Consider the following 19,406-nt stretch of genomic DNA (forward strand, 5'->3'; position numbering starts at 1 on the left):
TTCGGGCCGTCTTTTGTCAGCAGCTCTTGTCGCCACCGGCCCAGCGCGTGACATCTGTTCCGATACGCGACGCGATGGACTCGTTCATCATGGGGCCGAACGCGCTCAGTTTGGCCGGTCGACCTTCCGCGAGCACGACCAGGACCGGGCGAATGTCGCTGTGGCCCTTGCGTACCAGCAGAATGCGTGGCTTGCCGGAGAATGAGTTGAGTTCAGGCGCCATTTCATAAGCGGTGAAGGCGGAATCACCAGATTTGAACCAGCAGCGGTTTGCCCCCACCGCAACCCGTTCCATCACATCAAGCGCCGATTGGGTCGGCTTGTTGTCCGATTTTGACTGGCAGGCCGAAAGGCCTGCGAGACCGATGAAGAGTGCCGCAGTGAGGGCAGGGCGCATTTTGTTCTTTCTCAGGCAGACGCTGCGACGACGTCGAGCGCAGATGCAAAGATGCCGCGTCCGTCGCTGCCCCCATGGGCGGCTTCAATGAGGTTTTCCGGATGGGGCATCATGCCGAGCACGTTGCCCTTCTCGTTCATGACACCTGCGATGTCGTCCACAGAACCGTTGGGGTTTGTGCCGTCGGCATATTTAAATACGACCTGTCCCTTATCGTACATAGCCGAAAGCGTTTCGGCATCGGCAAAATAGTTGCCGTCGTGATGGGCAACAGGGGTGCGGATGATCTGGCCCTTTTCGTAAGCGCGCGAGAAGTCGGTGTCGGGGTTTACGACCTCAAGCTTGACTTCGCGGCAGACGAATTTGAGCGAGGCATTGCGCATCAGCGCGCCGGGCAGCATGCCGGCTTCAACCAGAATCTGGAAGCCGTTGCAGACCCCGAGCACTTTGACACCCTGCTCGGCCTTTGATTTGATCGCCTGCATCACCGGCATGCGGGCAGCGATTGCGCCACAGCGCAGATAATCTCCATAGGAGAAGCCGCCCGGGATGACGATCAGGTCGACATCGGGGATTTCCGTCTCCGTCTGCCAGACGGTAACCGGCGCATGGCCGGAAATCTTGGTGAGGGCTGCGATCATGTCGCGGTCGCGGTTGAGGCCTGGGAGCTGAACGACTGCAGATTTCATGGGCTTGGTTCAAACCTTGATTGTGCTTCCTGAAGCTCGCGGAGCTCCAGACGGTTTTCGATCCTCTCAAGCCGCTCATCCAATTGCGGATGCAGGGCGTAGAGGTTGTTTATGTCGCTTTGATGCGCATGCAATGTCAGGCGCATGGCATTTAACTCATTTCGCAGGTCGCGGGCAGCTGTCTCTGGTCGGTCCGCTCGCTGGTGGATACGGCGCAAAAGCTCCTGGACCAATTCGGCAGACATGTCAGCCACTCAGTGCACCCTCAGCGTCAACACGGTTCTTGAAGATCTTTCTCTTCAGCTCTTCCGTTTTGACCTGACCATCCGTGAGTTCCTTGTTCATGTCTTTCATGAAACTCACCAGATCGTTCAATGCAGCTTCCGCTTGAGCTGCTCTCGCATCCAGCTTGAGCAGATCTTCGTAGAGCATTTCACTGGTCACTTCGGCCATGGCCGCGCCCCTTCAACCCTCAGTCGATGGCGATAGTATAGTTCTCGATGACGGTGTTTGCGAGCAGCTTTTCACACATGGCTTTGAGGTCCTGCTCGGCCTTTGCCTTGTCGGCTGTATCGAGTTCGAGGTCAAAGACCTTGCCCTGACGGACATGGCTGACGCCGTCGAAACCCAAGGTCGACAATGCACCTTCGATCGCCTTGCCCTGGGGATCGAGAACGCCGTTTTTCAATGTGACGGTGACGCGGGCCTTGATCACTGGATAGCTCCCTTGATTACTTCACGAGAACCGGACCGGTGCCCCGGAGCGGTTCATTTTCATTGATGATGCCGAGACGGCGTGCAACTTCCTGATAGGCTTCGAGCAGGCCACCGAGATCCTCGCGGAAACGGTCCTTGTCGAGCTTTTCCCGGGTTTCGATATCCCACAGGCGGCAGCTGTCCGGCGAGATCTCGTCGGCGAGGATGATCCGCATCATTTCGCCTTCAAAAAGGCGACCGCATTCGATCTTGAAGTCGATGAGCTGGATGCCGATGCCGAGAAACAGCCCGGAGAGGAAGTCGTTGACGCGGATGGCCAGCGCCATGATATCGTCGAGTTCGGCGGGATTTGCCCAACCGAAGGCCGTGATATGCTCTTCGGAGACCATCGGGTCTTCGAGCGCATCCGACTTGTAGTAGAATTCGATGATCGAGCGGGGCAAAACGACGCCCTCGTCAATTCCGAGCCGCTTGGCGAGCGATCCGGCAGCGACGTTGCGCACCACGATCTCAAGCGGAATGATCTCCACTTCCTTGATCAGCTGCTCGCGCATGTTGAGCCGGCGGATGAAGTGGGTGGGAATGCCGATCTTGTTCAGGTGGGTGAAGAGGTACTCGGAAATGCGATTGTTGAGTACGCCCTTGCCGTCGATGACATCGTGCTTCTTCTTGTTGAAAGCGGTCGCATCGTCCTTGAAAAACTGGACCAGTGTGCCCGGCTCTGGACCTTCATAGAGGATCTTGGCCTTGCCCTCGTAAATACGGCGGCGACGGTTCATGGATGATGTTCTCTGCTGTTGGCGTTCTCAGCGAAACGCAGTGGAGTTATGATTTAAAGCGGTCCCATAAAGGATAACGGCGATTTCCACAATGCGACTGTTGTTCCTTCCTCTGTTTTGCTGGTGATGGCGATGGAGGGGTGACAGGAGCTTTCGAAGCGTGAGAGAATCGACAAAGGGACGCATTGCTCTTTGTACAGGGTTTTGATTAATGGGGAAACGAAGCGCGCCCGGCGGCGTGCAAATTGGGAGATGCAGATGAGCGGTATCAATGATCGTCAAAAAGCGTTTGAAAACAAGTTCGCGCATGATCAGGATCTGAAGTTCCGGGCAGAAGCACGGCGCAACAAATTGCTTGGCCTTTGGGTTGCCTCGCAACTCGGCAAGGATGGCGAAGCTGCGGACGCCTATGCCAAGGAGGTGGTTGCATCCGATTTCGAGGAAGCCGGCGATGAAGATGTTTTTCGCAAGGTCCGCGGCGATCTGACGGCTGGCGGTGTCACGATCAGCGATGAGGCCATCCGGACCAAAATGGTCGATCTGCTCGGTGAAGCGATCGAGCAAGTACAAACCAAGTGAATTTCTGCGCGGGGGCGGGAGCTCGTCTACTCGCCCTTGCGCCCTTTGGCATGGTTCTGCACCCGCCAAGATTCGTTTTCAAGAAACTTTGCCGTCTCCTCAAAGGGGATGGGTTTCGACAAGCCGTAACCCTGCAGAACATCGCAGCCCAGCTCACTCAGCACGCGCACATGATCGGCTGTCTCCACGCCCTCTGCGATGACACGGATGTCCAGAGAGTGGCCGAGTTCGATGATGGAGCGCACCATCTGCCTCTGTTCCTTTGAATCCGGGACTTTGCTGATCAGCTCTCGATCAATCTTGAAGGTGTGGGGGCTGAGGCGAAGAAGACTGACGATTGAGGCGTGACCCGTTCCAAAGTCATCCACCTCGATATCTATCCCGAGCTTGCGCAGATGCGCCAGATTGGTACTGACCTGCTCGTTAAAGTCATCGAGAAATGTCGATTCCAGCAGTTCGAACGAGACAGTGCCCGGCTTGATGTCGAGTGTTGACAGCTTCTTCTTCAGCGCAGGGTCGTGAAGGCGGCGCGAGGATACATTGACCGAGAGTTTGGGCACGACAAGCCCCTGTGCGCGCCAGCGCTTGAAGTCTACCAGTGCCTTTTCCAGGATCAGGCCATCAATGGTGGCAACGACGTCCAGATCGTCGGCGACCGTCAGGAAGCTGTCTGGCATCAGCAGCCCCTTTTCCGGGTGCCGCCAGCGGGCCAGCGTTTCAACGCCTGTTACGTCCAGTGTGCGGGCACAGAACTGGAACTGGTAGAAGGGCACGAACTCGTCCATCTCCAGCCCGCGCAGAATGTCATCCGACAATTTCTTGACGCTGATCATCTGGCTGTGAGTGTCGGGCGAGAAGAACTCGCAGCGATTACGGCCACTGTTCTTTGCGTGGTAGAGGGCAATGTCGGCGTTGAGCAGCAGCTGGCGGGCATCGAGCCCAGGGCCTCTGGCGACGGCGACGCCGATGCTGCTGCCGAAACGGCATTCGTGACCATCGACGGCGACCGGTTTGCGCATTTCGCTGATGATGCGATCGGCAAGCCGTGCCAGCTTGCGTTGCGAGCCGTCGGAGCGAATGAGCACCACAAATTCGTCGCCGCCAATGCGGGCTGCGAAATCGTCGTCTCTGATATTATCGGTGAGGATACGGGATGCATGCCTGAGCATGGTGTCCCCGGCGTCGTGGCCAAGCGTATCGTTGATCTGCTTGAAGCGGTCCAGGTCGATATGCAGCACGGCAAGTGATTGACCGGATTGTTCGCAGTCAGCGCCGAACGCGGCCAACGTCTCGTCCAGATAGCGTCGGTTGGGCAGGCCGGTCAGATAATCGTGCATCGCAATGTGTTCGATATGCGCCTTGGCTTTTTCGAGTTCACCGTTGCGGGCTTCAGCCAGCGTTTTGGAGCGTTCCAGCTCGCTTCTGAGCGCCCTGTCTGCTGTGACGTCCCAATTGGCGCCCACCATCCTGCGGTGACCGTCGGCGCTTATATAGGGCAGGGTGCGCGAGCGGATGTAGCGCTGGGAGCCATTGGGCAAGACCACGCGGTATTCATCCGAAAACGGCTGCAAATTCTTGACGTTCATATCGACATTTTCAAGCACACGGTCACGATCATCCGGGTGCACGAGCTGTTCCCATATGCCGCCAATATTGACTTCGCTATTCTCGTCGATGCCGAAGACCTTGCGCATGCTTTGGTCCCAGTCGCTCCGGCCTGTATCGAAGTCCGCTTCGAAAACGCCGATATTTGAGACTTCCAGTGCCAGCTTGAGGCGACGCGATAGTTCCTTCAGCATTTCCTCCGAGCGCTTGCGTTCAGTAATGTCGGTGTCGATGCCGATGATACGCAGGGGCGTGCCCATGCTGTCCCAGGCGACACATGCGCCGCGGCATTCTATCCAGACCCAGTGTCCGTCCCTGTGACGCTCCCGATATTCAAAGCAGGCAAACAGGGGGTCGCCCGCGTTCTGCCGCTCCAGGGCGTGCATGGTCCGGTCCCGATCGTCGGGATGGATGAGTGCCAGCCAATCTTGGTCCGTTTCCGGGATCGGATCGTTCTTCGCGAGCCCGCGCATCTTGCGCCATTCGGAGGAGTAGAACATTTCTCCGGTTGCGAAATTATGGTCCCAAACACCTGTTGCGGAACTGGTGAGTGCCTGCCGCCAACGCGCTTCCTTAAGCGATAGCTCCGATTCCTTGGCCTTTAGGGCCGAAATATTGGCGAACTGGACCACCAGAGCCTGCCTTGGATTGTCAATCGCCAGCGGGGCGAGGCTCGCCAATACCCAGATTGCTGTTCCGTCAGCGGCGAGGAGCCGCACTTGTGTAGGGCGTCGCTCCTCGGTCGACAGTTGGCCGGCAACCAGAAAGGCACTGAAAGGTGCGCAATCGTCATCGTAGACAAAATCAGCGCAAGACCCCGACTGGGCATGCGTCTTCAGCAGTGTCTGGAATGCCTTGTTGATAAGGCTGAAATCGCCGTTTCGATCCACAATTGCTGTGGCTTCCGGCAAGGCGTCGAACAGCCCGGATGGCAGATCCGTCAGATTGGCCTGTTTGAAAAGCCGTTTGGTGGCGCTACGCTGCAACTTGCCCCCTCATACTCGGCACGGCGGGAACGTTGCAGGAAAGTTATGGATATTGCATTAAGATCGGCTTAATCGCCGACGTTGTCAGAGCCGGCCCAGAAACTGCGCGAATACCATCGTGCCTTCTGGCCAGGGTCCGTGACCCGATTCTGCATTGATATGGCCGGCCTCGCCTGCGTCTATCAGCAGCGAGCCCCAGGCATTGGCGACGTCGTCGGCGTGATCATACGAGCCGAATGGATCGTTGCGACTGGCGATGGTGAGCGTCGGAAACGGCAACGGCGCTCTTGGATAGGGGCCGAAGGTCATCAGGTGCTTCGGACGGATTTTCGGATTATCCACCTCAGGCGGCGCAACGAAGAAGGCGCCGGCAACCTTCTTCTCGAATTTCGGGATGGCATGGATCGCCGTCGGGATGCCAAGCGAGTGGGCAACCAAAACGACGGGCTTTTCGCTTGCATTGACCTCTGCGGCCACGCGTTCGACCCAGTCTTCCAGCACGGGCTTCGACCATTCGGCCTGCTCGACCCTGCGCGCCGAGGAGAGTTTCTGCTCCCAGCGGCTTTGCCAATGGTCGGGGCCCGAATTGGTGTATCCGGGAATGATGAGAATTTCTGCTTCTGACGCCTTCATGGCCCTTATCTGCTGTCACGGGCTTCATTCGTCAAGCATGGATGCGAAAGGAATTTTCCGTCACGCGATCCGCAACGGATCTTGATGATCGTTGAAGCCCGATTGGATATCGGCTTCCTTCATATTTTCGCGAGTGTGGCGACATCACGTGCAGGCTGTGATAAGCTTCAACGCATGGCTGAATATGCGTCGTTGTTGTGCTGCTCTTGAGACGCTTGCGGCCTACTCCATGGTCTTGCTGCCGATTGGCGGTAGGGAGGCAAAACCATTGAGCAGGCAATGCCGGAGCTACCGGCGGTCCAATTTGACTAGAGGACCGTTGGGTCATCGCCGGCCTAACCGGGAGTGGAGCAGCAGCATGGCCAGTATACAAGGAATGGCGGCAGCGCACGGGGCGCTTGAGCAGCCAATAATACGCCAGATTACAACGCAAGACATCAGCGATGCCTTGCATGCCGGGCTGGAGGACTTCAAGGCGAAGCCCTCTCATTATGTATTCATGGGTTTGATTTATCCGGTCGCGGGGATCGTCCTGATCGCCTGGAGCATCGGCGTGGCACTCTTGCCGATGATTTATCCTCTGATGAGCGGTTTTGCTCTGGTCGGCCCCATTCTGGCGCTGGGTCTTTATGAGATCAGCCGCCGGCGAGAGATGGGGGAGGATACAAGCTGGCACCATGCCTTTGAAGTAAGACACTCGCCAGCGCTGCCGTCGATCATTGCCATGAGTGCCTTTCTGGTCGGGCTGTTCGTCGCCTGGCTGGTCGCCGCCCAGTGGCTCTATTTCCTGTCCTTCGGTGATCTTGCTCCGGCGTCGTTCTTGCGTTTTGCTGCCGATGTGATGGAGGCTCCAGGGGGATGGGCGCTGATCATCTGGGGCAATCTCATCGGTTTCGTCTTTGCACTCGTAGCCCTTGCCACCAGTATCGTTGCCTTTCCGCTGATGTTGGATCGCAAGGTCAGCGTGGCGGTCGCCATTGAGACGTCGCTTCGTGTGACCATCGCCAATCCGGTGCCGGTGTTGCTCTGGGGGCTGACGGTGGCGATTGCGCTGCTGGTTGGCATGGCGACACTTTTGGTCGGCCTGGCTGTGATTGTACCGATCCTCGGCCATGCGACGTGGCATCTTTATCGCAAGCTGATCGAACCGCTGCCGGTGCCGGCCCAACTGCGGACGCTGAAGCCCAGAAGCAGCCGTATTGCAAAAACTGCCTCGGGGAAGGGGCAGTCAGCCGCCTGATGACAGTCTTTTCGCTTTAACCAATGCGATTGAAAAAGGGTGACGGCCTGATTGGCCGCCACCCTCAATATGTCAATCGTTATGGCGTCTTTCGGCCGTATCAACCGAAAACGCGTTTGAAGATCGTGTCGACATGCTTGGTATGATAGCCAAGGTCGAACTTTTCGCGGATTTCCTCTTCCGACAGCGCCTTGCGCACTTCTTCGTCGGCCAGGAGCTCTTCCAGGAAGTCCTTGCCCTGTTCCCAGACCTTCATGGCGTTGCGCTGTACCAGGCGATAGGAGTCTTCGCGTGATACACCGGCCTGGGTGAGTGCCAGGAGAACGCGCTGGCTCATCACCAGTCCCTTGAACTTGTTCATGTTCTTCAACATGTTGTCCGGATAGATCACCAGCTTTTCGATTACGCCTGACAGGCGGTTGAGGGCGAAATCGAGTGTGATGGTGGTGTCGGGCCCGATGGCGCGCTCGACCGAGGAGTGCGAGATATCGCGCTCGTGCCACAGTGCCACGTTTTCCATGGACGGGATGACGGACATGCGCACGAGGCGGGCAAGGCCGGTTAGGTTTTCCGTCAGAACCGGGTTGCGCTTGTGCGGCATGGCCGACGAGCCCTTCTGGCCCGGCGAGAAGAATTCTTCCGCTTCCAGCACTTCGGTGCGCTGCATGTGGCGGATTTCGATGGCGACATTCTCGACCGAAGACGCAATCACGCCGAGGGTGGCGAAGAACATGGCGTGGCGGTCCCGCGGGATGACCTGGGTGGAAACAGGCTCCGGTACGAGGCCGAGCTTTGCGCAGACATGTTCTTCGACCTGCGGGTCGATATTGGCGAATGTGCCGACGGCGCCGGAGATCGCACCGGTTGCCACTTCAGCGCGGGCGGTGACCAGCCGGTCGCGGTTGCGCTTCATTTCAGCATAGAAGCGGGCGAGTGTGAGACCCATCGTTGTCGGCTCGGCATGGATGCCGTGGCTGCGACCGATGCGGACCGTATCCTTGTGTTCGAAGGCACGCTTTTTCAGCGCTTCCAGAAGACGATCCATGTCAGCGAGCAGAATGTCGGCGGCGCGCACAAGCTGGATATTGAAGGTGGTGTCGAGTACATCCGACGAGGTCATGCCCTGATGGATGAAGCGTGAATCCGGGCCGACGAATTCGGCGAGATGGGTGAGGAAAGCGATGACGTCGTGCTTGGTGACGGCCTCGATTTCATCGATGCGGGCAACGTCGAATTCGGCATTTCCGCCCTTTTCCCAGATGGTCTCGGCGGCTGATTTCGGGATGACACCGAGTTCGGCCAGCGCGTCGCAGGCATGGGCCTCGATCTCGAACCAGATGCGGAACTTGGTTTCAGGCGACCAGATGGCGACCATTTCGGGCCGGGAATAGCGAGGGATCATCGGCGTTGCGTCCTGTCTTTGGCAATTCGTGCTGGGAAATTCTGCCGCCGCTTTAGCAAAGTGCCGTGATAATCACAACAATCCGCTCAGGCTCTTTGACGGGCAAGATAGAGGCTGGCGGCCAGGAGAAGGGCTGGCGCCCACGGAAAGACCAGCCTGACACCGATGACGCAGAATTGATAAGCGGCACCGGCAGAGGTGTAGACGAATTGATACATCCAGATGAATGAGCCCGCTGGGGCATGCCAGCGGGCATAAAACAGACGGTACTGCATGGCGAACAGTAAAGCGGTCATCGCGACCGTTCCCAAGCCTAAAAACAGGAAGCCGGCGGCAAAACGGGTTTCGACCCGGCGCCTGTAACTGGCAAAGCGGATCAGCGGCAGGGCGATCAGCCAGGCAAGGGCGCCACCACAGAAATAGATGCTGACGAGAGCCGTCAGATGAAATTCGCCCAGACGCTCCAGAATGGCGAGCGTGACTAGCAGTGCCCCGGTCATGGCAGCGCCCCAGATCAGTGCGCCGGCGATCCAGCTGAGAGCGGGAGGGCGCGATGCTGAGAGGCGAGTTCTGACGGAGGGCGCGCCGGTCTTGCCCGATTCTGGCATATCAGGGGTGAACCGGCACAGCAATCCAGCGACCGTCGTGTCCCTCGAAGCCGTGGCTCAAAACGTTGATCAGGACGACATGAACGGTGGCGCCATCCATTGCCGTATAAGTCACGACACCGCCAATACGATAGCCCGTTGGGCAATTTCGGCTCTTCGGCACGGTGGTGTCTTCGTGGACGATCGTGTTGGTGTCCTTGCCGTCTTTTTGCTTGAGGATCAGGCGAAAGCCCTTCACTTCATCCAGTATGCCCTCGCACTGATCTGCCGGGAGGTGCGAGCTTTCCTCAAGCGAAAAGGCGTATGGATTTCCAAAGGCAGGATCGGCCGGATAGGGCAGATACCGGATAAAATAAGCGTCGGTATCCAGTTCGCTGACCGGATTGAAGGCGACCAGCTTTCCGGGATGATCCTCGATGTCGTAATCTTTGAGAATTTCGCTTGCCTGCGCCATGGCTTTTGCGCGCGCCTGGCCAAGCCCGACTGTTTCGTCGTCGATCCTCACCCGTATGGGAGAGCCCGGTAGAAACGTGTCCTTGTCCGTATCGATGACGAAGATATCGGAATAGGGAAAGCCGGACCCGTCCTGGACGCCATATTGCTCGAAGGCGAAGACCGAGCGGTCTTCGGAGAAGCCGAGTGGCTGGACGCTGGCAATATCGCCGGAGTGGGCCGGTCCGCAAAGGGCAAGCGAGATGCCCGCTGCTGCCAGTGCCGTGCTGAAACGTATCAAGCTCGTCCGTCCTCTGCTGCCTTTTTCAGAGTGTCGACCGTTTTGCGGTAGTCGTCAACGCCGTCGCCCTTGAAGATGGCAGAGCCAGCCACCAGAGCATTGGCGCCGGCTGCCGTTACCAATGGCGCAGTCTCTGCGGTAATGCCGCCATCGACTTCCAGATCGATCGGCCGGTTGGCAATCATAAGGTTGGTTTTGGCAATCTTCTCGACCATGGCCGGGATGAACTTCTGTCCGCCGAAGCCGGGGTTGACGCTCATGATCAGGATCAGGTCGAGATCGTCCAGCACATGTTCGATGTTGGAGAGTGGGGTTGCGGGATTGAGCGAAACGCCGGCCTTCTTGCCAAGGGCGCGGATGGTCTGCAGCGAGCGGTGGAGATGAGGGCCAGCCTCGGCATGGACCGTGATGATATCGCAGCCGGCATCCGCGAAAGCTTCAAGATAGGGATCTGCCGGCGCAATCATCAGGTGGCAATCGAAGACTGCCTTGGTGTGCGGACGCAGCGATTTGATGACCGCCGGACCGAAGGAAATATTGGGCACGAAATGACCGTCCATGACATCAAGATGGATCCAGTCCGCGCCGGCCTCGGTCACATCGGCCACTTCCTGGCCGAGCTTGGCAAAGTTGGAGGCAAGGATCGACGGAGCGATCTTGAGCGGACGGGACATGGCAGCTTCTCCGGTTAAACGCCTGGCGCGCCCTATTTGACGCGCAATATGGGCTTCGCAATAGCACCGGCAAAACCTGCTCACAACCTGTCGGGCGGGCTAATCTCAACGATGTTTCAGGCTAGTATCCGTCACGCAATCGAGATTCGCGGGGTCTTCAGGCAGCTTACATGCCGCACTCTCGCTCAGGAGGACTGTATGGGACAATTTGCAATCATCACCGGCGGCACCAGCGGTATTGGCCGGCATTTGGTCGATGCCTTCGTCAAGGACGGCTACAAGGTTGCGCTGTCGCATTACGGTTCTGCGGAGGAGGGCGCTGCCGTTGTGGCGGATGTCGAGGCCGGTGGCGGACAGGCATTTGCCGCAAAGGCCGATGTGGGGCAGGGGGGCGATGTCGAGGCTTTCTTTGACGCCGCATGCGCATGGGCCGGATCTGCACCCGATGTGCTCGTCAACAATGCCGGCATTCAGACATGGTCCTCGCTTCTCGATCTGACCGAAGAGCAATGGAGCGGGGTGCTCCGGACCAATCTCACCGGCGCCTTTCTCAACACCAAGGAGGCCGCACGGCGCATGATTGCGGATGGCAAGGGTGGGGCGATCATCAATATCGGCTCCGGCTGCAACAAGCTCGCCTTTCCAAAACTGGTCGATTACACCGCATCAAAGGGAGGTGTCGAGCAGTTCACCAAGGTCGCCGCCGTGGAGCTTGGTCCGCACGGCATCCGTGTCAACTGCGTGGCACCGGGCGCCATCATCACCGAGCGCACGCTGGTGGAGGCCCCGGATTACGAGGAGACCTGGTCCAAGGTTACGCCTCTTAGGCGTGCAGGCCATCCGCAAGATATCGCAGGGCCGGTCTTGTTTCTGGTGAGCGAGGCTGCCGGTTTCGTCACCGGGCAGACATTGACGGTTGATGGCGGCGTGTTCTCGCAGGCGACCTGGCCTTACGGGCTGTGACGGTCAAGCTCGGTCTGTCATGATATTTCCAGACAACAAGGTCGGATTGTCAGGTTTTTGGTTTGCAATACTGTCATGCGTGATTCTCGGTTATCCAACAGCCTTAAAGGTCGCGAGCTTCACTCCAAAACCGATAAAAACCGCACCCGTGACACCTTTCAACCAGCGTTGAAACCGTTCGCCGCGCGTCGCTTGCGTGACCTTTGAAAAGAGCAGGATGAGGGCGGTGAACCAGATCACGTTGATCGTCGAGTGAATGACGACCAGCAGGAATGCAGTCGCGGCGGGGTGACCGTTGACGGGGACGAATTGCGGGAAGACGGCGAGATAGAAGAGTGAGACCTTCGGGTTGAGCCCATTGGTCAACAGGCCCTCGACATAGGCCCATGCCAGCGTCCGCTGACGGCGGGCGGGCGCAATGGTTGGCGCTTGCGGTCTTCCTGTCATCGCGGCGCGCAGCGATTTGATGCCCACCCAGCAAAGATAGGCGGCACCCAGATATTTGACCATCATGAAGGCTGTGGCGGACTTCGTCAGTATGATCGATATGCCGAGGATCGACAGGGTGCCGTGAATATAAAAGGCGGTGAAGAAGCCTGCGACATTGGCAAAGCCGGCAGCCTTGCCGGAGGTTGGCACGGTGCGCGCGATCAAGACGCCATTGGGCCCGGGCGAGGTCACCAGAAGGGTGGTCGCCAGGATGAATGCAAGAAGTTCCGACCAGTTCATTCCATGCCCCTTTGGCTGCGTCGTCCGATCACTGCGTATCTGCGGGCGGCCTGACAAAGCGTCCGTCCTGCCAGACCTGCAAGACATAGGGGTTGTCGGCGAGTTCGTGTTCGGATGTGAAGCCTATGGGACCGATGGCCGTGGCGAAACGGTTGGAAAGAAGCTCGGCGGCGACCGTGCTTTTGTCCTGTTTGGCTTTTTCAGCCGCTGCCGCGGCAATCTGCACGGCGGCATAGGCCGGCAGGACATAGCCTTCAGGTTCGATCCCTTTTTCGCGCATGCTGGTGGCGATCTCGTTTGCATCTGCCTTTGCGCCATAGTCCGGCAGTGCAACGGCATAAACACCGTCTTGCAGCGCAACGGGGGCGTCGGCTGCACGCATGGCGTCACCGCTGACGATGGTCAGTTTGATCTTTTCGGCGGAGGCATCACGGGCAATGATGGAGACATCGCTGCGGTCGCCGCCGATAAACACATGGGTGGCACCTGTGGATTGCAGCCGGCGCACGAGGCCGATCTGCTGTTCCTGACCGGGACGGAAGGTGTCGGTGAAGACCGGCTTCATGCCGCGTTCTTCCAGTTTGGACCGCACGGCTTCGGAGAGATCGCGCCCGCTGATGGTGCCGTCGTCGATCAGGGCAAGCGCCACGCCCGGCCAACGGGTGAGGATGACGTCGGCGAGTTTGTCGCTTTCAGCCCTTGTGGCTGGTGCCATGCGAAAGAGCGGCCAGTCGCGTTTCAGCGCATCTTCCATGATGCCCTGCCAGCGCACCGAAAGTGTGATTGCCGGAATGCCGGCGCTCTGCAAGGGCGGCATTGCGCCGTCGAGCGATTCCGAGCAGAGGAAGCCAATGGCAGCATCGACCTTCAATTCGACCAGGCGGCGGGCGACGGCTTCGCCGCTACCGTCTTCACAGCTTTCCGGGACCATCTTGAGGGTGACGCCGTTGGAAATACCGGCAAATGCCGCGCCGCCGCGGATCTGCCGACCGAGCAATTCGAAAGATCCGTTCTGCGGTGAGACAACACCTATCACCTGTGCATCGGCTGCTGAGGATGCGAGAAACGCTGTTGCGGCAAGGAGTAGGGAAACGGTTGGTCTTGCTGTCATCAATGAATATCCCGGTCAATATGACAATCATCGTAGCGCATAAGGGGTGGTGGCGGAAAGCAGTTTGGATATCTGCTCCGGCGCTCTTACCTTAAAACTCCAGGCACTTTATGGAAAAGGTAATCCCTGCACGCCATATTGAGTTCGAAATGGTTGAAACGGGTCCTTGAAGCCCGGGAGAGTTTTTTGTTGAACAAACAGACGCAGGCAGATTCCAGCCTCTATCGCGACGCCATGGCGCGCTATGCGGGCCATGTGCAGATCGTTACCACCGAATATGAGGGTGTGAAGCGGGGCGTGACCATTACGGCTGCCTGCTCGGTTTCCGACAATCCGCCCATGGTGCTGGTCTGCCTCAACAACAGCAATGACAAGAATGCCGTGTTTTTTGAAAGCGGCTATTTCGCGCTCAATTCGCTGACGCCGGCGCATGAGGCATTGGCAGGCGCGTTTGCCGGGTTCGGCAAGCTTTCCGCGGAAGAACGCTTTGCGCTTGGTCAATGGCAGACGCTTGCCACAGGTGCGCCTGTGCTTACCGATGCCTCTGCCGTGTTCGACTGCCGCGTGGTCGACAGCAAGATCACCGGCACCCATACAGTGCTGTTTGGTGAAGTTGCAGCGCTTCATTTCGGCGCTGATGACAATGCGCTCATCTATCTGGACCGGGGTTTCCGCAGCCTGTAAGCTTGCCCTGAAATAACGGGGAGCAGACATGGCCGAGCGTGAGGACACAAGGGTTCCCGCATCAATCGACGAGATGATGCGGCTTTTATCGGACCATGACTATCTTGCAGGCAAGGCGCTGGCGACGGTGCTGTTTCTGTCGCTTCGTATGGGACGTCCGCTGTTTCTCGAAGGCGAGGCCGGTGTCGGCAAGACCGAAGTCGCCAAGGTGCTGGCCAAGGCGCTCGACCGCCCGCTGATCCGCCTTCAGTGCTATGAGGGGCTGGATATTGCCTCTGCCGTTTATGAATGGAACTATCCAGCCCAGATGCTGGAAATTCGTATGGCTGAGGCTGCCGGCATATCTAACCGTGACCGGTTGGAGCAGGATATCTTTTCCGAGCGTTATCTGATCCGTCGTCCGGTCTTGCAGGCGCTCGAAAGCGCAGGCGGGAAGGCGCCCGTTTTCCTGATCGACGAGCTCGACCGTACGGATGAGGCTTTCGAGGCATTTCTGCTGGAAGTGCTATCCGATTTTCAGGTGACGATCCCGGAACTTGGCACGGTGAAGGCGGAGCATCCGCCCATTGTGATCGTCACATCCAACCGCACCCGTGAGGTGCATGACGCATTGAAGCGACGATGCCTTTATCACTGGGTGGATTATCCTCAGGCGCGCGAAGAACTGGAAATCATTCGGCGCAAGGTGCCGGGATGCCATGCAGACCTGTCCGGCGAGATCGTTGCCTATGTGCAAAAGCTGCGCACGCTGGATCTGTTCAAGAACCCGGGCGTTGCCGAGACGATCGATTGGGCGACGGCCCTGACCGAACTCGACCGTCTTGCACTCGATCCCGAAACGATTTCCGACACACTGGGAACACTGCTGAAATATCAGGAGGATATCGCCCGCATCCAGGGCGGCGAGGGGGCAAAGCTGCTGTCGGATGTGAAGGCCGATCTTCAGGCGGCGAGCTGAGATGATGGAGCGGGCAGGCGAATGCGATGGTCTCGTCCTTCCACCGGTCCAACCCGGTGCCGGACGGTTTGCCGACAATATCGTCTATTTCGCCCGGGTGCTGCGCAAGGCCGGCTTAAAGCCCGGTCCGGGCGCCGTTGCTGATGCCATCGAGGCCGTCAAGGCAATCGGCATGGGTAATCGGGTAGAGTTCCATGCAGCGCTGTCTTGTGTCTTCGTCAAGCGTCACGAGGATCAGATGGTGTTTGATGAGGCGTTTCGCATTTTCTGGCGCTCGCGCGATCTGGTCGGCAAGATGATCGCCATGATGTCGCCGGTCGCCCCTGATGCTGCTGAAAAGGAAAAGGCGAAACCCGGCTCGGCCCGTGTCAACGATGCGTTGTTTGCCGATCGGCAACGACCGCCGCGCGAGGCCGAAGATCCTGACGTCGAGATCGACGCGCGCTTCACAGTCTCCGGCAATGAATTGCTGCGGTCGATGGACTTTGCCCAGATGTCGGCGGCAGAGCTTGCGGCTGCGCGGCGCGAGATGGAACGGCTGGTGATGCCGGCCGACCGGGTGGAAATTCGCAGATACAGACCTGCAGGCAGGCCCGGTCGCATTGATCCGCGGGCGACCATGCGAAGTTCCATGCGCCATGGGGGCGACCTGATCCTGCCACGCTTTCGCAAGCGTCGAGAGGTTCATCCGCCGCTGGTGGTTCTGGCCGATATATCAGGCTCCATGAGCCAGTATACACGGGTCTTCCTGCACTTTCTTCACGTGCTGACCGAGAAGCGCGGCCGGGTCCATACATTTCTGTTCGGAACGAGATTGTCCAATGTGAGCCGGCAAATGAAGCATCGCGATCCGGATGCCGCGATTGCCGGCTGCAATGCCGTAGTGCGGGACTGGTCCGGTGGAACGCGTATCGGCGAGACATTGAAGGAGTTCAACCGCATCTGGGCGCGGCGCGTTCTGGGGCAGGGTGCGGTGGTACTCTTGATCACGGACGGACTGGAGCGCGACGGTGTGGAGCTGTTGTCGACGGAGATCGACAGGCTGCATCGATCTTGCCGGCGGCTGATCTGGCTCAACCCGCTTTTGCGCTTCGACGGGTTCGAAGCAAAGGCATCGGGCATTCGCGCAATGCTGCCGCATATTGACGAATTGCGTTCCGTGCACAATCTAAACTCTTTAGCGGATCTCGCAGCCGCCCTTTCCGGTTTAAGGTCGCGAGAAGCCGATCCCCGCCGTTTCGTCAACGCATGAGGTAATTTCCATGACTGAGGCTGCAGCAATGGACCCGCTGACGATAGCGGAAGACTGGAAGAATCTGGGTCGGCAGGTGGCGGTGGCAACGGTCATCGAGACCTGGGGTTCGGCACCGCGTCCCATCGGCAGTCATCTGGTGATTGATCAGGACGGGCACTTTGAGGGCTCCGTCTCCGGTGGATGCGTGGAGGGCGAAGTCATCAGCGAAGCCATGGATGTTTTGCAATCGGGGTCGGCAAAGATGCTGGAATTCGGTGTTGCAGACGAGACCGCCTGGCGTGTCGGCCTGTCCTGTGGCGGGCGGATCCGTGTTTATGTCGAGAGGCTAGCCTGATGGAGCTTCAACATCTAAAGGCGCTCAATGCCGCACGGCGTGAGCGCAAGGCCTGTGTGATGGTGACGGATATAGCCAATGGTTCGAGCCGGTTGATCCTCGAAGGCGATGATGTGGGCGGTGCGTTGGGTGACGAGGTGGCTTCCCGCTTTCGCTCGGCAAAGTCGGGCATGGTCGAGATCGACGGCAGCTCGCTGTTTCTCAATGTCCACCTACCGTCGCCCCGTATCGTGGTGATTGGCGCTGTCCATATCAGTCAGGCACTTTGTCCGATGGCGCAGATTGCCGGATTTGATGTCAGTGTCATCGACCCGCGTACGGCCTTTGCCACTGCAGAGCGTTTCGTTGGCGTCGATCTGTTGGCGGACTGGCCGGAGGATATCCTCAAATCGCGTCCTCTGGATGCCTATACCGCGCTGGTCGCAGTCACCCATGATCCGAAGATCGATGATTTCCCGCTCGCTTCGGCACTGAAGGCAGGTTGCTTCTACGTCGGCGCTCTGGGAAGCAGGAAAACCCATGGCAAGCGTGTGGAGCGGCTTCTGGCGGAGGGTGTCAATGATGCCGATATTGCCCGCATCTCGGCACCGATTGGGCTCGATATAGGTGCATCGAGCCCGGCTGAAATAGCCGTTGCGGTTCTGGCTGACATCATCCAATCGCTCAGGCGCAGAGAGCCCTCGGCATTGAAGGTGGTTGCATGATTTTTGGCGAGATCGCCACAAGTGCCGCGGAAGGAGCAATCCTGGCGCACAGCGTGACGCTGAAGGACGGCAAGCTCAAAAAGGGTCACCGTCTGGAGTACCGTGATATCGAACGGCTGCTGTCCGAAAGGGTGGCGTCCGTCATCGTCAGCCGGTTGGAAGATGGTGACCTGAGCGAAGATCTGGCAGCGGATATACTGGCCTCGGCACTGGTGCGTCCGGGTGTCCGCGCGGCGCCGCCGGCAACGGGGCGTGTCAATTTTCACGCAACCGAAAATGGATTGTTCGTGGCAAACAAGGCGCTGATCGACCGGTTCAACGCCGTCGATCCGGCCATCACGCTTGCGTGCCTTGCCGATCATTCCAATGTTCGGCAGGGCGATATGATCGCCACCATCAAGATCATACCGCTTGCCGTGCCGGCGACCGCGGTCGAAGCGGCACTGGCTGTGCTGACCGAAGGCTCCGTCATCCAGGTGAATCTCTTCATCCAGCATCATGTGTCGCTGATTGCGACCGAACTGCCTTCGCTAAAATCCTCCGTCATGGACAAGACGACCCGTCTTCTCGAACAGCGTCTCGCCGGTTTCGGTAGCCGGCTTACCGATGAGATCCGCGTTGCGCATCGAGCCCAAGCGGTGGCTGATGCAATCGGAGATGCATTGGCAGATCGATCCAGACACAAGCGTATGGTGGTGGTTTTCGGCGCGTCCGCCGTTTCAGACGATGGCGATGTTATTCCACAGGCTATCAGGCTTGCGGGTGGCAAGGTTGAGCGCGTGGGCCTGCCCATCGATCCGGGCAATCTGCTGGTTCTGGGCTTTGTTGGAGATGTGCCTGTCGTGGGCGCGCCGGGCTGTGCCCGATCGCCAAAGGAAAACGGGTTTGACTGGGTTCTGGCAAGACTGTTGGCCGGTGAACACCCGACGTCTGCTGAACTGGCGACACTTGGTGTCGGAGGATTGCTCATGGAAATTGCCAGTCGTCCGCAGCCACGGGAAGTGGCGACCGAGGCCCGCAGCGCAATCAGTATCACAGCAGTCTTGCTGGCTGCCGGCAAATCCAGCCGCATGGGCGGGCCGCACAAGCTGCTGGCCGAGTTCGATGACATGCCTCTGGTTCGCCGTGTCGCACAGGCTGCCCTTTCAAGCGGCCTGGAGAGCGTTGTGGTGGTCACCGGTCATCGCGCTGACGAGATCGATGCAGCGCTCGAAGGATTGCCGCTGACGCTTGTCCATAATCTCGACTACGAAAGTGGGATGGCCGGATCGTTGCGCGCCGGGTTCACGCTGCCCGAATCGGCTGATGCAGATGGCGTGCTTGTTCTCCTTGGCGATATGCCGGGTGTGGATGCCGAGGCTATCCGTGCTTTGGTCTTTGCGTTTCGAAACTCTGGCGGTCGGGCAATCGTGCGCGCGGTTGCCGGCGGAAAGCGTGGCAATCCAGTAATCCTTCCGAAATCGACTTTTGGAGCAGTCACAAAGCTGGAGGGGGATATTGGAGCGCGTGCTATCATCGAATCGTCGGGTCTGGAGATCATTGACGTCGAGATTGGTCTGAATGCACGTCTCGACGTCGATACTCAGGATGCCGTGATCGCGGCTGGCGGTGTGCTCAAGGGGTGAT

Annotated in this window: 23 protein-coding genes; 9 read left to right on the forward strand and 14 right to left on the reverse strand. The window is 58.5% G+C overall.

The genetic code is table 11. The features are described from left to right. Positions 1 to 16 precede the first annotated feature (16 nt). The 6 genes from ACWPM9_RS08945 to purC are packed head-to-tail and all read right to left on the reverse strand — an operon-like array spanning position 17 to position 2,582. Positions 17 to 397: a hypothetical protein gene (locus tag ACWPM9_RS08945; protein WP_484757441.1), complete on the reverse strand. Its 381-nt coding sequence runs from the start codon at positions 395 to 397 to the stop codon at positions 17 to 19. A gap of 11 nt (positions 398 to 408) precedes the next feature. Beyond that, the gene (gene purQ, locus ACWPM9_RS08950) at positions 409 to 1,086 is read right to left on the reverse strand and encodes a phosphoribosylformylglycinamidine synthase subunit PurQ (RefSeq protein ID WP_428186986.1); all 678 of its coding nucleotides are present in this window, start codon (positions 1,084 to 1,086) and stop codon (positions 409 to 411) included. Continuing rightward, positions 1,083 to 1,331 (reverse strand): hypothetical protein, encoded by a 249-nt coding sequence (locus tag ACWPM9_RS08955; protein WP_484757631.1) that lies wholly within the window; start codon positions 1,329 to 1,331, stop codon positions 1,083 to 1,085. The genes purQ and ACWPM9_RS08955 overlap by 4 nt, the downstream gene beginning before the upstream one ends. Position 1,332: 1 nt before the next feature. Continuing rightward, positions 1,333 to 1,539, reverse strand: a complete 207-nt coding sequence (locus tag ACWPM9_RS08960) for a hypothetical protein (RefSeq protein ID WP_484757442.1) — start codon at positions 1,537 to 1,539, stop codon at positions 1,333 to 1,335. 19 nt (positions 1,540 to 1,558) lie between these two features. Further along, positions 1,559 to 1,801: a phosphoribosylformylglycinamidine synthase subunit PurS gene (gene purS, locus ACWPM9_RS08965; protein ID WP_428186984.1), complete on the reverse strand. Its 243-nt coding sequence runs from the start codon at positions 1,799 to 1,801 to the stop codon at positions 1,559 to 1,561. A 16-nt stretch (positions 1,802 to 1,817) separates the two neighbouring features. Beyond that, positions 1,818 to 2,582 carry a phosphoribosylaminoimidazolesuccinocarboxamide synthase gene (gene purC, locus ACWPM9_RS08970; protein ID WP_428186983.1) on the reverse strand — a complete coding sequence of 255 codons (765 nt, stop codon included), beginning with the start codon at positions 2,580 to 2,582 and terminating at the stop codon, positions 1,818 to 1,820. Positions 2,583 to 2,840: 258 nt separating this feature from the next. Between purC and ACWPM9_RS08975 the strand changes: the two genes are divergently transcribed. Then, the gene (locus ACWPM9_RS08975) at positions 2,841 to 3,161 is read left to right on the forward strand and encodes a DUF1476 domain-containing protein (RefSeq protein ID WP_428186982.1); all 321 of its coding nucleotides are present in this window, start codon (positions 2,841 to 2,843) and stop codon (positions 3,159 to 3,161) included. A gap of 26 nt (positions 3,162 to 3,187) precedes the next feature. On the opposite strand, the gene ACWPM9_RS08980 is transcribed toward ACWPM9_RS08975, so the two are convergent. Both ACWPM9_RS08980 and ACWPM9_RS08985 read right to left on the reverse strand, forming a co-directional pair. Further along, positions 3,188 to 5,752 (reverse strand): sensor domain-containing protein, encoded by a 2,565-nt coding sequence (locus tag ACWPM9_RS08980; RefSeq protein ID WP_484757443.1) that lies wholly within the window; start codon positions 5,750 to 5,752, stop codon positions 3,188 to 3,190. Positions 5,753 to 5,836: 84 nt separating this feature from the next. Continuing rightward, on the reverse strand, positions 5,837 to 6,385 hold the full coding sequence (locus ACWPM9_RS08985) for an RBBP9/YdeN family alpha/beta hydrolase (protein WP_428186980.1): 549 nt from the start codon (positions 6,383 to 6,385) through the stop codon (positions 5,837 to 5,839). A gap of 358 nt (positions 6,386 to 6,743) precedes the next feature. On the opposite strand from ACWPM9_RS08985, the gene ACWPM9_RS08990 reads away from it, so the two are divergent. Continuing rightward, positions 6,744 to 7,625 (forward strand): DUF2189 domain-containing protein, encoded by an 882-nt coding sequence (locus ACWPM9_RS08990; RefSeq protein WP_484757444.1) that lies wholly within the window; start codon positions 6,744 to 6,746, stop codon positions 7,623 to 7,625. A gap of 100 nt (positions 7,626 to 7,725) precedes the next feature. On the opposite strand, the gene purB is transcribed toward ACWPM9_RS08990, so the two are convergent. The 4 genes from purB to rpe form a co-directional block, all read right to left on the reverse strand. Next, positions 7,726 to 9,027, reverse strand: coding sequence for an adenylosuccinate lyase (gene purB, locus ACWPM9_RS08995; RefSeq protein ID WP_428186978.1), 1,302 nt, complete (start codon positions 9,025 to 9,027; stop codon positions 7,726 to 7,728). A gap of 86 nt (positions 9,028 to 9,113) precedes the next feature. Beyond that, on the reverse strand, positions 9,114 to 9,635 hold the full coding sequence (locus tag ACWPM9_RS09000; protein ID WP_484757445.1) for a hypothetical protein: 522 nt from the start codon (positions 9,633 to 9,635) through the stop codon (positions 9,114 to 9,116). Position 9,636: 1 nt separating this feature from the next. Then, positions 9,637 to 10,368 (reverse strand): DUF2259 domain-containing protein, encoded by a 732-nt coding sequence (locus ACWPM9_RS09005; protein WP_484757446.1) that lies wholly within the window; start codon positions 10,366 to 10,368, stop codon positions 9,637 to 9,639. Then, positions 10,365 to 11,042, reverse strand: coding sequence for a ribulose-phosphate 3-epimerase (gene rpe / locus ACWPM9_RS09010; RefSeq protein ID WP_484757447.1), 678 nt, complete (start codon positions 11,040 to 11,042; stop codon positions 10,365 to 10,367). Before rpe ends, ACWPM9_RS09005 begins: the two co-directional genes overlap by 4 nt. A gap of 198 nt (positions 11,043 to 11,240) precedes the next feature. Here rpe and ACWPM9_RS09015 point away from each other — a divergent pair, with 198 nt between their 5' ends. Next, the gene (locus ACWPM9_RS09015) at positions 11,241 to 12,005 is read left to right on the forward strand and encodes an SDR family NAD(P)-dependent oxidoreductase (RefSeq protein WP_484757448.1); all 765 of its coding nucleotides are present in this window, start codon (positions 11,241 to 11,243) and stop codon (positions 12,003 to 12,005) included. A gap of 90 nt (positions 12,006 to 12,095) precedes the next feature. On the opposite strand, the gene ACWPM9_RS09020 is transcribed toward ACWPM9_RS09015, so the two are convergent. Further along, entirely contained in the window at positions 12,096 to 12,734 is a 639-nt protein-coding gene (locus ACWPM9_RS09020; RefSeq protein ID WP_484757449.1) for a LysE family translocator, read from the reverse strand. Between the two features lie 28 nt (positions 12,735 to 12,762). Next, the gene (locus tag ACWPM9_RS09025; protein WP_484757450.1) at positions 12,763 to 13,845 is read right to left on the reverse strand and encodes an ABC transporter substrate-binding protein; all 1,083 of its coding nucleotides are present in this window, start codon (positions 13,843 to 13,845) and stop codon (positions 12,763 to 12,765) included. Between the two features lie 234 nt (positions 13,846 to 14,079). On the opposite strand from ACWPM9_RS09025, the gene ACWPM9_RS09030 reads away from it, so the two are divergent. From ACWPM9_RS09030 to ACWPM9_RS09055, 6 genes are read left to right on the forward strand one after another with little or no spacing between them, the layout of a single operon-like run. Next, positions 14,080 to 14,529: a flavin reductase gene (locus ACWPM9_RS09030; RefSeq protein WP_428187487.1), complete on the forward strand. Its 450-nt coding sequence runs from the start codon at positions 14,080 to 14,082 to the stop codon at positions 14,527 to 14,529. 28 nt (positions 14,530 to 14,557) lie between these two features. Then, positions 14,558 to 15,487, forward strand: coding sequence for an AAA family ATPase (locus ACWPM9_RS09035; protein ID WP_428186971.1), 930 nt, complete (start codon positions 14,558 to 14,560; stop codon positions 15,485 to 15,487). 1 nt (position 15,488) lies between these two features. Then, positions 15,489 to 16,739 (forward strand): vWA domain-containing protein, encoded by a 1,251-nt coding sequence (locus ACWPM9_RS09040; protein WP_484757451.1) that lies wholly within the window; start codon positions 15,489 to 15,491, stop codon positions 16,737 to 16,739. 10 nt (positions 16,740 to 16,749) lie between these two features. After that, positions 16,750 to 17,076 carry an XdhC family protein gene (locus ACWPM9_RS09045; protein WP_428186970.1) on the forward strand — a complete coding sequence of 109 codons (327 nt, stop codon included), beginning with the start codon at positions 16,750 to 16,752 and terminating at the stop codon, positions 17,074 to 17,076. After that, a complete protein-coding gene (locus ACWPM9_RS09050) occupies positions 17,076 to 17,780 on the forward strand; it encodes an XdhC family protein (protein WP_484757452.1) in 705 nt (234 codons plus the stop codon). Before ACWPM9_RS09045 ends, ACWPM9_RS09050 begins: the two co-directional genes overlap by 1 nt. Beyond that, on the forward strand, positions 17,777 to 19,405 hold the full coding sequence (locus tag ACWPM9_RS09055; protein WP_484757453.1) for an NTP transferase domain-containing protein: 1,629 nt from the start codon (positions 17,777 to 17,779) through the stop codon (positions 19,403 to 19,405). The genes ACWPM9_RS09050 and ACWPM9_RS09055 overlap by 4 nt, the downstream gene beginning before the upstream one ends. The last annotated feature ends 1 nt before the right edge of the window (position 19,406 follow it).

This window comes from Agrobacterium sp. H141, assembly GCF_057158725.1.